At 72.3% G+C, this 12,959-nt stretch carries 13 protein-coding genes; 3 read left to right on the top strand and 10 right to left on the bottom strand.

Translation table 11 applies throughout. The features are described from left to right. Nucleotides 1-15: 15 nt before the first annotated feature. On the bottom strand, nucleotides 16-669 hold the full coding sequence (gene tsaB / locus DI272_RS27550; RefSeq protein WP_109497913.1) for a tRNA (adenosine(37)-N6)-threonylcarbamoyltransferase complex dimerization subunit type 1 TsaB: 654 nt from the start codon (nucleotides 667-669) through the stop codon (nucleotides 16-18). Nucleotides 670-777: 108 nt separating this feature from the next. Here tsaB and DI272_RS27545 point away from each other — a divergent pair, with 108 nt between their 5' ends. After that, the gene (locus DI272_RS27545) at nucleotides 778-1,332 is read left to right on the top strand and encodes a hypothetical protein (protein ID WP_109497912.1); all 555 of its coding nucleotides are present in this window, start codon (nucleotides 778-780) and stop codon (nucleotides 1,330-1,332) included. A 38-nt stretch (nucleotides 1,333-1,370) separates the two neighbouring features. Here the strand turns inward: DI272_RS27545 and DI272_RS44650 are convergent, their stop codons facing one another. From DI272_RS44650 to glmS, 8 genes are all read right to left on the bottom strand, one after another. Continuing rightward, the gene (locus DI272_RS44650) at nucleotides 1,371-1,532 is read right to left on the bottom strand and encodes a hypothetical protein (protein WP_181387325.1); all 162 of its coding nucleotides are present in this window, start codon (nucleotides 1,530-1,532) and stop codon (nucleotides 1,371-1,373) included. A 159-nt stretch (nucleotides 1,533-1,691) separates the two neighbouring features. Next, nucleotides 1,692-2,201 carry a tRNA (adenosine(37)-N6)-threonylcarbamoyltransferase complex ATPase subunit type 1 TsaE gene (gene tsaE, locus DI272_RS27540; protein ID WP_109497911.1) on the bottom strand — a complete coding sequence of 170 codons (510 nt, stop codon included), beginning with the start codon at nucleotides 2,199-2,201 and terminating at the stop codon, nucleotides 1,692-1,694. Further along, complete coding sequence (locus DI272_RS27535) at nucleotides 2,170-3,402, bottom strand: alpha/beta fold hydrolase (protein ID WP_109497910.1); 1,233 nt, start codon at nucleotides 3,400-3,402, stop codon at nucleotides 2,170-2,172. The genes tsaE and DI272_RS27535 overlap by 32 nt, the downstream gene beginning before the upstream one ends. Before the next feature lie 51 nt (nucleotides 3,403-3,453). After that, nucleotides 3,454-4,626, bottom strand: coding sequence for an alanine racemase (gene alr / locus DI272_RS27530; RefSeq protein WP_109497909.1), 1,173 nt, complete (start codon nucleotides 4,624-4,626; stop codon nucleotides 3,454-3,456). A gap of 44 nt (nucleotides 4,627-4,670) precedes the next feature. Beyond that, nucleotides 4,671-5,546 carry a L,D-transpeptidase family protein gene (locus DI272_RS27525; RefSeq protein WP_181387324.1) on the bottom strand — a complete coding sequence of 292 codons (876 nt, stop codon included), beginning with the start codon at nucleotides 5,544-5,546 and terminating at the stop codon, nucleotides 4,671-4,673. A gap of 128 nt (nucleotides 5,547-5,674) precedes the next feature. Continuing rightward, the gene (locus tag DI272_RS27520; RefSeq protein ID WP_109497907.1) at nucleotides 5,675-7,105 is read right to left on the bottom strand and encodes an NAD(P)H-hydrate dehydratase; all 1,431 of its coding nucleotides are present in this window, start codon (nucleotides 7,103-7,105) and stop codon (nucleotides 5,675-5,677) included. 19 nt (nucleotides 7,106-7,124) lie between these two features. After that, nucleotides 7,125-7,496, bottom strand: coding sequence for a holo-ACP synthase (locus tag DI272_RS27515; RefSeq protein ID WP_109501063.1), 372 nt, complete (start codon nucleotides 7,494-7,496; stop codon nucleotides 7,125-7,127). Between the two features lie 33 nt (nucleotides 7,497-7,529). Further along, entirely contained in the window at nucleotides 7,530-9,377 is a 1,848-nt protein-coding gene (glmS, locus tag DI272_RS27510; protein WP_109497906.1) for a glutamine--fructose-6-phosphate transaminase (isomerizing), read from the bottom strand. Between the two features lie 180 nt (nucleotides 9,378-9,557). Here glmS and coaA point away from each other — a divergent pair, with 180 nt between their 5' ends. Together coaA and DI272_RS27500 are read left to right on the top strand one after the other, a co-directional pair. Beyond that, a complete protein-coding gene (coaA, locus tag DI272_RS27505) occupies nucleotides 9,558-10,547 on the top strand; it encodes a type I pantothenate kinase (RefSeq protein ID WP_109497905.1) in 990 nt (329 codons plus the stop codon). A gap of 31 nt (nucleotides 10,548-10,578) precedes the next feature. After that, the gene (locus DI272_RS27500) at nucleotides 10,579-11,496 is read left to right on the top strand and encodes a DUF389 domain-containing protein (protein WP_109497904.1); all 918 of its coding nucleotides are present in this window, start codon (nucleotides 10,579-10,581) and stop codon (nucleotides 11,494-11,496) included. A 79-nt stretch (nucleotides 11,497-11,575) separates the two neighbouring features. Here the strand turns inward: DI272_RS27500 and glmM are convergent, their stop codons facing one another. Next, nucleotides 11,576-12,934, bottom strand: coding sequence for a phosphoglucosamine mutase (glmM, locus tag DI272_RS27495; RefSeq protein WP_109497903.1), 1,359 nt, complete (start codon nucleotides 12,932-12,934; stop codon nucleotides 11,576-11,578). Between the last annotated feature and the right edge of the window lie 25 nt (nucleotides 12,935-12,959).

Genomic DNA, 12,959 nt, shown 5'->3' with positions numbered 1-12,959 from the left:
CACGCAGTACGGGGGTCACTTGGGGGTGACCACCTTGTAGTTCTTGGGGACCTGGGCGTCGGGCCGGCGCAGGTACAGCGGCCGGGGCGCCGGGAGTTCCTCGCCCGCGGCGAGCCGCTCGGCGGCCAGCGCGGCCAGGGCCGCCGCCGACACGTGCTCGGGCGCGCGGGCGTCCGGGAAGGTGTCGGGGTAGAGCAGCGCGCCGGCACCCACGGCGGGCACCCCGGCGACCTGCTCGGCGATGTCGGCGGGCCGGTCCACGGCGGGTTCGGTGAGCCTGGTGCGGCGGTCGGCGTAGCGCGCCCAGTAGACCTCCTTGCGCCGGGCGTCGGTCGCCACGACGAAGGGGCCCTCGGCGTCGGTGGCGTACGCGAGCCCGTCGAGCGTGCACACGCCGTGCACGGGCACGCCGAGTGCGAGTCCGAAGGTGTCGGCGGTCATGAGTCCGACGCGCAGTCCGGTGTAGGGGCCGGGTCCGATGCCTACGACGATGCCGGTGACGGCGTCGAGCCTGAGCCCGGCCTCGGCGAGGACGCGGTCGACGGCCGGCAGCAGCAGCTCGCCGTGCCGGCGGGCGTCCACCTGACTGGAGGAGGCGACGGCGTCCGTTCCGTCGTGCAGGGCGACGGTGACTGCGGGGGTGGCGGTATCCAGAGCGAGCAAGAGCACGCAAACAGCCTACGGCTACCGCGCCGCGCACATCGCCGCCCCGGTGCGGCACCCGCCGACTGCTAACGTCGCGAAGGATCACTGCGTACGACGAAGAGGTGGACCACCGTGCCCAGCACCAGCGCCGGTATCGTCACCGGGCTCACCGCGGCGGCCCTCGTCACGGTCGGTGTCCTCGCCTACCAGGCCTCGGCGACCGTGCCCGAGACCCTCGGCCGGCCGCACGCCGCCGACTCTCCCGGCACCGGGACCGCCAAGGCGCCCCGGGACACCGGTCACCCCGACGCCCTGCCGGCCGGTTCCGGAACGGGTGAACGGGTGGTGTACTCGGTGGACGACGACCGGGTCTGGCTGGTCGAAGCGGGCAACAAGGTCAGACGGACGTTCAAGGTCAGCCCCGGCACGGTCGACCCGGCCCCGGGCTCCTACTGGGTCACGTCCCGCTCGAACTCGGTCACCGGCACCGACGGCACCCCCATCGAGCACGTCGTCCGCTTCACCAGCGTCGGCAGCGTGACGATCGGCTTCAGTGCCGCCGTCGACGGCGCCACCCCGCAGTCCGACCCCTCGGTGAAGACGGGCGGCATCCGGGAGACCCGCAAGGACGGCGCCGCGATGTGGAGCTTCGCGACGATCGGCCAGAAGGTGATCGTGATCCGCTAGGGCCGGTCCGAAGGATCAGGCCTCCGGCGGATCAGATCTCAGGCGGCTTCGCGGTGCCGTTCGCGCTGGACCGTCTCGCGGTCGGGCACGCGGGGTGGGGTGGAGATCGCGTCCGCCGCGGCGCAGGCCGCCAGCAGGTCGCGCATGGGCACCGCGAACACCGCGCGCGGCGTCGCCTCGTCTCGTTCCGTGGCCGACATGGTCGCCTCCTGAGCACCGGGGGCGGACGTGGTTAGGTAGACCTAACTACGAACTGGGTACCATGTGACCACGCACAAGACGCCGAATGCAATATCTTGCCGACGGATTGTCGGAACGTTCACCGAAAATAACGCGCCACTCGGAACGGTCGCGTCCGGTCAGGCGGTGAGCACGCTCAGCCCGGTCGTCGCCCAGCGCTCGCCCAGCCCGGTCAGGGTCACGTGCCGTACCTCGTCGACGGTGTCGCCGACGGCCCGGTGGATCTGCACCTGGAGCCGGTCCTCGGTCAGCTCCTCGACCTTGCCCTCGCCCCACTCCACGACGATCACCGACTCGGGCAGCGAGACGTCGAGGTCGAGGTCCTCCATCTCGTCGAGCCCGCCGCCCAGCCGGTAGGCGTCGACATGGACGAGCGGCGGGCCGTCGCCGAGGGAGGGGTGCACACGGGCGATCACGAAGGTCGGCGAGGTGACGGCGCCCCGCACCCCGAGCCCTTCGCCCAGCCCCCGGGTCAGTGTCGTCTTGCCCGCGCCGAGCTCCCCGCTGAGCATCACGAGGTCCCCGGCCCGCAGCAGCTTGGCCAGCTTCCGGCCCAGCTCGCGCATCTGCTCGGGGGAGGTGACGGTCAGCTCGGTCTCAACCGGGCTGTGCGGTACTGCTGCTTCCATAACCGCCAACCGTAGCCCCTGCCGGCACGGCACCCGCGCGGGTGAGGAGGTCGGCGAGGCGATCGGTGACCACTTCCGGGTGCTCCAGCATCACCAGATGCCCCGCGTCCGGCACCAGCACCAGCTCGGCGTCGGGCAGCAGCCCGGCGATGGCCTCGCTGTGCTCGCTGGGCGTGACGAGGTCCCCGATCCCGGCCAGCACCAGCACCGGCATGTCGCTGAAGTGGGCGAGCGCCTCGGTCTTGTCGTGGTCGTTGAAGGCCGGGTAGAACTCGGCGACCACGTCGATCGGCGTCGCCTCGATCATCCGCTCGGCGAACCGTGCGACGGCCGGGTCGACGTCCCGCGACGCGAACGAGTAGCGCTTGATGATCCCGGCGAACAGGTCGGCGGTGGCCTGCCGCCCCTTCTCCACCAGCTCGGCCCGCTGCCCCAGCGCCTTCAGCAGCCCCGGCAGCACCCGCCGCACCGCATTCACACCCGCGACGGGCAACCCGAAGTTGACTTCGCCGAGCCGCCCGGAGGACGTGCCCACCAGAGCCACGGCGACGACCCGGTCCCGCACCAGCTCCGGATACTGGTCGGCGAGCGCCATGACGGTCATCCCGCCCATGGAGTGCCCGACGAGCACCAGCGGCCCCTCGGGCGCGGCGGCGTCGATGACGGCCTTCAGGTCGCGCCCGAGCTGCTCGATGTCGACCGGCACGTCGTCCTGGACCTGCCGCACACCCCGCCCGGACCGCCCGTGGCTGCGCTGGTCCCAGTGCACGGTCCGCACGACACCGCGCAGCGCGGCCCGCTGGAAGTGCCAGGAGTCCTGGCTCAGGCAGTAGCCGTGGCTGAAGACGACGGTGACGGGCAGCGGCGCCTTCCGCCCGAAGAGCCGTCGTCGCCGGGGCGCGGAGCCGCCCTCCGGCTCGACGTCGTCGACCTCGTAGTACAACTCCGTGCCGTCGTCGGCGTACGCCTTGCCCGGCATCCCGCGCAGCGAGCCGTACGGGCCCGCCGAGTCGAGGGCGAGCCGCGCCTTCTTGCGCATCCCGCGTCCGACGGTCATCCGCTCCAGCGCGACACCGGCCGCGGCTCCCGCCGCGACCACCCCTATCGCGGCCCCGGCGATACCGGTCGCCCGGCGCCAGTTCCCGGCCGTCCCCGTGGCGGAGGCGACGGCAACGACGGCCTCCGCACTGCTCTCGCTCACGTACCGCTCCTCTTCGCCGGGCTGCTGGACTGGTGGTCGCTGCTGAGGCGATTACCCAGCTTGTCCCTCGTTCACATAGACGCGGGGAACGCGTGTTCCGATCCGGGTGACGATTTCGTACGCGATGGTCCCCGCCGCCTGCGCCCAGTCCTCGGCGGTGGGCTCACCGCGGTCGCCGGGCCCGAAGAGCACGGCCTCGCTGCCGACGGCGGGCTCGTCGCCCCCCAGATCGACGACGAACTGGTCCATGGCCACCCTCCCCGCCACGGTCCGCCACTTCCCGCCGACCAGCACCGGGCCGGTGCCGGAGGCGTGCCGCGGGATGCCGTCCGCGTAGCCGACCGGGATGAGGCCGAGGGTGGTCTCGCCCGGGGTGATGTAGTGGTGTCCGTAGCTGACGCCGTGCCCGCCCGGCACCCGCTTGACCAGCGCGACCGACGCGCTGAGCGTCATCACCGGCCGCAGCCCGAGCTCCGCCGAGCTGCCGATCTCGGGGCTGGGCGAGATGCCGTAGACGGCGACCCCGGTCCGCACCAGGTCGAAGTGGGCCTCGGGAAGGGTCAGCGTGGCGGGCGAGTTGGCGATGTGCCGCACCTCGGGGCGGACGCCGGCCTGCTCGGCGTGCGACACCATCTCCCGGAACGTCGAGAGCTGGGCGGCGATGGAGGGGTGCCCGGGTTCGTCGGCGCAGGCGAAGTGCGACCAGAGTCCGGTGATCCGGATGAGCCCGGCGCGCTCGGCGTGCAGCGCCTCGGAGACCAGCTCGGCCCAGTCGGCGCCCGGCTGGCAGCCGTTGCGCCCGAGCCCGGTGTCGCCCTTGAGCTGCACCCGCGCGGTGCGCCCGACGGCACGGGCCGCCTCGACGGCCTCCCGCAGCGCCCACATCCCGCTGACGGACACGTCGAGATCGGCCTCCACGGCCTCCCGCCACGGCCCGCCCGGCGTCCAGAGCCAGCACATGATCCGCACGTCACGGATGCCCGCGGCACGCAGCGCGAGGGCCTCCTCGGGCGTGGCGGTGCCCAGCCAGGCCGCCCCCGCCTCGACGGCCGCGCGGGCACAGGGCACCGCCCCGTGGCCGTACGCGTCGGACTTGACCACGGCCATCAGGGCCGCGCCCGGCGCGAGGGCGCGCAGGGTCCGCACGTTCGACCGCAGGGCGGCCAGATCGATCTCGGCGCGGGCACGCAGGGGCGCGCTCGACTGGGCAGCTGTCTCACTCATGACGCCCCCAGTGTCTCAGAGGGGTCGGACACCCCTTCGTACGCCTACGTCCCGTACCGCCTCCCCCACACGAACACCCGGTCGCCCTTCTTCAGCACGCCCCACAGCTTCCGGGCGTCACCGAGGCGCAGGTTGACGCAGCCCATGGAGCCGACGGTGGTGAAGATGGAGCCGTAGACGGCGTGGAAGGCCTGCCCGCCGTCGAAGAACTGCGCGTAGGGCATGGGCTGGTGATACAGCGTCGAGACGTGGTTCTTGTGCTTCCAGTAGACCTTGTGCCAGCCGGCCCGGGTCCGGTAACCGGCCCGCCCGCTGCGCATCGGGACCGGCCCGTAGACGACCTTCTTCCCCTTCTGCACCCAGGTGATCTGCCGGGTCAGATCGACGCAGGCGACGCGGTAGGAGCGGACCGGGCACTTCCTGGCCGCGTTGGGGTTGTCCCTCGCGGCCAGGAACTGCATCCGAGCCCAGGTCACGGGCCCGGCGAACCCGATGGCGGGCGTGATCTTCTGCTTCCTCTGGAACGCCCGGATGGCCTTGCAGTCGGCGGCCGACTGCTTTCCGTCCGCCTTCCGCTTCAGCCACTTCTCGACCTGCCGCTGGAAGGGCCCGGTCGACTTGGTGCACGTCACCCGCGCGACGGCGTCCCCGAGCGGCACGTACTCGACCAGGTCGTACGCCCCCACGGCGGCGTCGGCCGGCTCGACGGCGTCCTCGGCCGCCCCTGGCGTGTACACCTTGGGCGCGAGCACCTGGTCGGGGGTGTCGACCTGCCAGGGCTGGTACACCCCGGGCACGAGCTCGGCCTCGGGCCCGGCAGCGGGCGGCGGCGGCTCGGCGGAGGCGGTCCCGACGGGCAGCAGAGTGGCGGCGACGATCATCACAGCCACGCTTCGGTAGGCGATACGTCTGCTGATCATGCGATCAGAGAAACCCGGGCCGCCGCCGCGCCGGGGGTGGCGCGCGGCGGGGTCACCCTTTTTGCGGAGCCTTACGACAGCTCAGCACCGACGCCCGCCCACCGGCGCCGCCCCCGCGCCCCCTTCCGCTACCCGGTCACATCCCGCCACGCCGCCCCCACGGCCCCCGCCACGTCGCCCGCGCCCACCGGCGCGCCGTCCGCCGCGAGCCGCCCGGCCAGCCCGTGCAGATACGCCCCCGCGCTCCCCGCGTCCACCGCACCGAGCCCCGCCGCCAGCAACGACCCCGTCAGCCCCGACAGCACGTCCCCGCTCCCCGCCGTCGCCAGCCACCCCGTCCCGGTCGGATTCACCCGCACCGCACCGCCCCCCGCATCGGCGACCAGCGTCGTCGACCCCTTCAACAGCACCGTCGCCCCGTACCGCCCCGCCAACTCCCGCACCGCCGCCAGCCGAGCCCCCTCGACCTCCTCCCGGGCCACCCCCAACAACGCCGCGGCCTCCCCCGCGTGAGGGGTCATCAGCGTCGGCGCGCTCCGCCGCCGCACCACCTCCCGGTCGGCCAGCCGCAACCCGTCCGCGTCGACGAGCACCGGCACCTCCGCCTCCAGCACCTCCGCCACGGACGCCGCGTCGTCGCCCGCCCCGGGCCCGACGACCCACGCCTGCACCCGCCCGGCCTTCGCCGGACCCTGGTCCGAGACGAGCGTCTCGGGAAACCGCGCGATGACGGCGTCCCCGGCCGGCCCGACGTACCGCACGGCGCCCGCCCCGCCCCGCAGCGCCCCGGCCACGGCGAGCACGGCGGCCCCCGGATACCGGGCGGACCCGGCGGCGATCCCCACGACACCCCGCCGGTACTTGTCGCTCTCGGCCCCGGGCACCGGCAGCAGGGCGGCGACATCCGCGTGCTGCAACGCCTCCAGCTCGGCCTCCGCGGGCAGGGACAACCCGATCTCCACCAGCCGCACGACCCCGGCGTACTCCCGCGCCGGATCGATCAGCAGCCCCGGCTTGTGGGTGCCGAAGGTGACGGTGAGATCGGCCCGTACGGCAGCCCCCCGCACCTCCCCGGTGCCGGGGTCGACCCCGCTGGGCAGGTCGACGGCGACGACGGCGGCGCGCGCGTCCTCGACCACGGACACGAGCGAGGCGGCGTCCGCCCGCAGCCCGCCCTTCCCGCCGATCCCCACGATGCCGTCCAGCACCAGATCGGCCCGCAGGATCACGTCCTCCGCGCCACCGGCGGCCACCACGGTCCCGCCCGCCCGCCGCAGCGCCGCCAGCCCGCCCGCATGGGCCCGCTCCGGATTCAGCAGGACGGCGCTGACGCCCGCCCCGCGCCGGGCGAGCCGGGCCCCGGCGTACAGGGCGTCGCCGCCGTTGTCCCCGCTCCCCACCAGCAGCACCACCCGGCTGCCGTACACCCGCCCCAGCAAGTCGGCGCAGGCGGCAGCAAGTCCGGCCGCCGCCCGCTGCATGAGCGTTCCCTCCGGCAGCCGAGCCATCAGCTCCCGCTCCGCCGCCCTGACCGTCTCCACGCTGTAAGCAGTCCGCATGAGGACGAGTCTCCCCGGACTACCCCTCCGCCACCACCACAGCCGACGCCACCCCCGCGTCATGGCTCAGCGACACGTGCCAGGACCGCACGCCGAGTTCCGCCGCCCTTTCCGCCACCGTCCCCGTCACCCGCAGCCGCGGCTGCCCGCTGTCCTCGACGTACACCTCGGCGTCGGTCCAGTGCAGCCCGGCGGGTGCGCCGAGGGCCTTGGCGAGCGCCTCCTTCGCGGCGAAGCGGGCGGCGAGGGAGGCGATCCCCCGCCGCTCGCCGCTGGGCAGCAGCAACTCGCTCTCCAGGAAGAGCCGTTGCGCCATCCCCGGCGTCCGCTCCAGCGCCGCCCCGAACCGCTCGATCTCCGCCACGTCGATCCCGACGCCGATGATGCTCATGCCGAGCACCCTATGAGGGCCCGCCCGCTCGGCTCACTCCACCGTCACCGACTTCGCCAGGTTCCGCGGCTGGTCCACCTCGTTGCCCCGGGCCGTCGCCAGCTCGCACGCGAACACCTGCAACGGAACCGTGGCGACCAGCGGCTGGAGCAGGGTCGGAGTCGCGGGAATGCGGATCAGGTGGTCCGCGTACGGCACCACCGCCTCGTCGCCCTCCTCCGCGATGACGATCGTGCGCGCCCCTCGGGCCCGGATCTCCTGGATGTTGGAGACGATCTTGTCGTGCAGCACCGACCGACCGCGCGGCGACGGCACGACCACCACCACCGGCAGATCGTCCTCGATGAGCGCGATCGGCCCGTGCTTGAGCTCACCCGCCGCGAACCCCTCGGCGTGCATGTAGGCGAGCTCCTTGAGCTTCAGAGCCCCTTCGAGGGCCACCGGGTAGCCGACGTGCCGGCCCAGGAACAGCACGGTGTTCTTGTCGGCGAGCGACCGCGCGAGGGCCCGTACCGGCTCCATCGTCTCCAGCACGCGATCGACCTCGGCGGAGATCCTCGACAGGTCCCGGATGACGGCCACGATCTCGTCGCCCCACTTGGTCCCCCGCACCTGGCCCAGGTACAGCGCGACCAGGTAGCACGCCACCAGCTGCGTCAGGAACGCCTTCGTCGAGGCGACCGCGACCTCCGGCCCGGCGTGCGTGTAGAGCACCGCGTCCGACTCGCGCGGGATCGTCGAGCCGTTGGTGTTGCAGATGGCCAGCACCTTGGAGCCCTGGGCGCGGGCGTGCCGCAGGGCCATGAGCGTGTCCATGGTCTCGCCGGACTGGGAGATGGCGATCACCAGCGTCCGCGGGTCCAGGATCGGGTCGCGGTAGCGGAACTCGCTCGCCAGCTCCACCTCGCAGGGGATGCGCGTCCAGTGCTCGATGGCGTACTTGGCGATCAGCCCCGCGTGGAAGGCCGTACCGCACGCCACCACGACGACCTTGTCGACCTCCCGCAGCACCCCTGGCGGAATGCGCACCTCGTCCAGGGTCAGCGACCCGGCCGCGTCGATGCGCCCCAGCAGCGTGTCCGCGACCGCCTTGGGCTGCTCGGCGATCTCCTTGAGCATGAAGTAGTCGTAGCCGCCCTTCTCGGCGGCGGAGGCGTCCCAGTCCACGTGGTAGGACCTGACCTCGGCCGGCCGGCCGTCGAAGCCGGTCACCGTCACCCCCTCGCGGCGCAGCTCGACCACCTGGTCCTGGCCGAGCTCGATCGCGGACCGGGTGTGGGCGATGAAGGCCGCCACATCGGACGCGAGGAACACCTCCCCCTCCCCCACACCCACCACCAGCGGCGAGTTCCGCCGCGCCCCGACGACCACGTCCGGCTCGTCGGCGTGCACGGCGACCAGCGTGAACGCCCCCTCCAGGCGTCGGCACACCAGCCGCATCGCCTCGGCGAGGTCCCCGCACGAGGAGAACTCCTCGGCGAGCAGATGCGCGACGACCTCGGTGTCGGTCTCGGACGCCAGGTCGTGTCCGCGCTCGGACAGTTCGGCCCGCAGCGCGGCGAAGTTCTCGATGATCCCGTTGTGGACGACCGCGACCCGGCCGGCGTTGTCCAGGTGCGGATGCGCGTTGGCGTCCGTCGGCCCGCCGTGCGTGGCCCAGCGCGTGTGCCCGATCCCGGTGCCGCCGGTCGGCAGCGGCCGGTCGACCAGCTCCTTCTCCAGATTGACGAGCTTGCCGGCCTTCTTGGCGGCGGCGAGCCCGCCGTCGGCGAGCACGGCGACACCCGCCGAGTCGTACCCCCGGTACTCCAGTCGTTTCAGTCCGGCCATCACGACCTCGAGCGAGGACTGCGACCCCACGTATCCCACGATTCCGCACATGCGCGGCAGCCTACGCACCATCAGGCGGACGAAAGGGCTTCCGTGTGCCCGATATCGGAAATTCCCACGGGCATACGAACGCGGGTGCAACGCGGGTGTACGGACCCCGGCGTACGAGGCTCGGTCAAGGCGTGACGGACCCCACCCGCCATCTCGTTCAAACTCCGTTAACAATGGACTGTGATCTCTCCGGTCTCCTCGACCCCCCGGAGCGCCCACCGGAACAAGCCGGAGGCGACTCCCTACGTCGACCTCACCCGTGCCGAGTGGAGCGCGCTGCGCGACAAGACGCCCCTGCCCCTGACGGCGGAGGAGGTCGAGCGGCTGCGCGGCCTCGGCGACGTCATCGACCTCGACGAGGTGCGGGACATCTACCTCCCGCTCTCCCGCCTCCTCAACCTCTACGTCGGCGCCACGGACGGCCTCAGAGGCGCCCTGAACACCTTCCTCGGCGAACAGGGCACCCAGACCGGCACCCCCTTCGTCATAGGGGTCGCGGGCTCGGTCGCCGGCGGCAAGTCCACGGTCGCCCGCCTCCTGACGGCCCTGCTCTCCCGCTGGCCCGAGCACCCGCGCGTGGAGCGCGTGACGACGGACGGTTTCCTGCTGCCCACCAAGGAGCTCCAGGCGCGCGGCCTGATGTCCCGCAAGGGCTTCCCGGAGTCCTACGACCGCCGGGCCCTGACCAAGTTCGTCGCCGACATCAAGGCCGGCAAGGACGAGGTGACGGCGCCCGTCTACTCGCACCTCATCTACGACATCGTCCCCGGCGAGAAACTCGTGGTGCGCCGCCCGGACATCCTGATCGTCGAGGGCCTCAACGTCCTCCAGCCGGCGCTCCCCGGCAAGGACGGCCGCACCCGCGTCGGCCTCGCCGACTACTTCGACTTCAGCGTCTACATCGACGCCAACCCCGACGACGTCGAGCGCTGGTACCTCAACCGCTTCAAGAAGCTGCGCCAGACGGCCTTCCAGGACCCCAACTCGTACTTCCGCAAGTACACCCAGGTCTCCGAGGAGGAGGCCCTCGACTACGCCCGCACCCAGTGGCGCACCATCAACAAGCCGAACCTGGTCGAGAACATCGCCCCCACCCGGGGCCGCGCCACCCTCGTCATCCGCAAGGGCCCGGACCACAAGGTCCGCCGGCTGAGCCTGCGCAAGCTGTGAGCAAGTGACCGGAGCCTGTTAAAAAGACGTCATGTTGCATCTGCGTCTGATCACGCCGTCCGACAGCACGGACGACGTGGTCCGACTGATCGAGAAGACGGTCGGCACCACGCATCTGGTCGTGGTGCCGGGCGCCGCCCGCAATCCGGCCGGGGACGTGGTGATGTGCGACGTGGCCCGCGAGGCGGGCGACGAACTCATCGGCGCACTCCAGGAGTTGGACCTCGACAAGACCGGCTCGATCGCCGTCGAGAACATCGACCTGTCGCTGTCCAGGAGGGCCGACAAGGCCGAGGAGGAGGCGCCGGGCGAGGGCGCCGACGCGGTCCTGTGGGACCACCTCACCGACGCCACCCACGAGGAGTCAACGCTCTCCGTCACCTACCTCGCCTTCATCACGCTGGCCACCATGATCGCGGCCTGCGGCGTGGTGCTGGACAACGCGATCCTGATCGTCGGCGCCATGGCCGTGGGCCCGGAGTTCGGCCCGCTGGCCGCCTTCAGCACGGCGATCGTCCAACGCCACCCGCGGCTGGCGCTGCGCTCCCTGATCGCGCTGCTGGTGGGCTTCGCGGTGGCGATGGCGGTGACGGTGGGCTTCAGCTACTTCATGGACTCGGTGCACCTCTTCAGCGACGAGCAGCTGGACGCCGCGCGCCCCAACACCAACTTCATCTACCGGCCGGACTGGTTCTCGTTCGTCGTCGCGGTCCTCGCCGGCTGCGCGGGCACCCTGTCCCTCACCTCGGCCAAGTCGGGCGCCCTGGTGGGCGTGGCCATCTCGGTGACGACGGTCCCGGCAGCGGCGAACGCGGCGGTCGCCTTCAGCTACAGCGAGTACCAGCAGGCGTGGGGCTCGACGGAGCAACTCCTGCTGAACCTGCTGGGGATCGTGCTGGCGGGAACGCTCACCCTGCTCCTCCAGAAGTGGCTCTGGAAACGCCCCTAGGGGCGCGGGGAACTGCGCGACCAGCCACGGCGAACCCGCAGCCCGCACAGCACAGCACCCCCACCCCGAACCCGGCGTCTCAACCCAGCGCCGACTTCACCGCATCGGCCAACCGCCCGGCCACAGACCGCGCCTGATCGATGTCCGCCGCCTCGACCATCACCCGCACCAACGGCTCGGTCCCGGAAGGCCGCAACAACACCCGCCCGGTGGAACCGAGTTCCCGCTCGGCCTCAGAAACAGCGGCCGCGAGCTCCGCGGACTTCCCGACCCGGGTCCGGTCCACGTCCGGCACATTGATCAGCACCTGCGGCAACCGCTCCATCACGGCCGCCAGCTCCCGCAGCGACCGCCCGGTCTCCGCGACCCGCGCCGCGAGCATCAGCCCGGTCAGGGTGCCGTCCCCGGTGGTGGCGTGATCCAGGATGATCACGTGCCCGGACTGCTCGCCCCCGAGCGCGTACCCGTGCTCCTTCATGGACTCCAGCACATACCGGTCGCCCACAGCCGTCTGCACCAGCGTCAGGCCCTCCCGCTCGAGCGCCAGCTTGAACCCGAGGTTGGACATCACGGTCGCGACCACGGTGTCGGACCGGAGCGCGGAGCGCTCCCGCATGGCCAGCGCGAGCACCGCCATGATCTGGTCCCCGTCGACCTCCTCACCGGTGTGGTCGACGGCGAGGCAGCGGTCCGCGTCCCCGTCGTGCGCGATGCCGAAGTCGGCCCCGTGCTCGACGACGGCCGCCTTCAGCAGCCCGAGGTGCGTGGAACCGCACCCGTCGTTGATGTTGAGCCCGTCCGGGTCGGCCCCGATCGTGATGATCTCGGCCCCGGCCCGGGAGAACGCCTCCGGCGACACCCGCGCGGCGGCGCCGTGCGCCTCGTCGAGGACGATCTTCAGCCCGTCGAGCCGGTTCGGGAGGACGGCGATGAGGTGGGCGACGTACTGGTCGAAGCCCTCCTTGTACTCACGGACCCGTCCGACGCCCGCACCGGTCGGCCGCTCCCACGGCTCGCCGTGCCGGTGGGCCTCGTAGACGGCCTCGATCCGGTCCTCCAGCTCGTCGTCGAGCTTGTGCCCGCCGCGGGCGAGGAACTTGACGCCGTTGTCGGGCATCGCGTTGTGGCTGGCGGACAGCATGACGCCGAGGTCGGCGCCGAGCACGCCCGTGAGGTACGCCACGGCCGGGGTCGGCAGCACGCCGACCTTCAGGACGTCGACGCCGGCGCTCGCCAGGCCCGCCACCACGGCGGCCTCCAGGAACTCCCCGGACGCACGCGGGTCCCGTCCGACCACCGCCGTCGGCCGGTGGCCCTCGAAGGTGCCCGCCTCGGCCAGCACGTGGGCCGCCGCGACGGACAGACCGAGCGCCATCTCGGCGGTCAGGTCCGCGTTGGCGACGCCGCGCACGCCGTCCGTGCCGAAGAGTCGTCCCACTTGTCCTCCTGATGAAGCGTCACTT

Origin of the sequence: Streptomyces sp. Act143 (assembly GCF_003143935.1) — a bacterium.
Taxonomy (GTDB): domain Bacteria; phylum Actinomycetota; class Actinomycetes; order Streptomycetales; family Streptomycetaceae; genus Streptomyces.
Note: the sequence above shows the minus strand (reverse complement) of the source record. Positions and strands in the feature narration are given on the sequence as shown.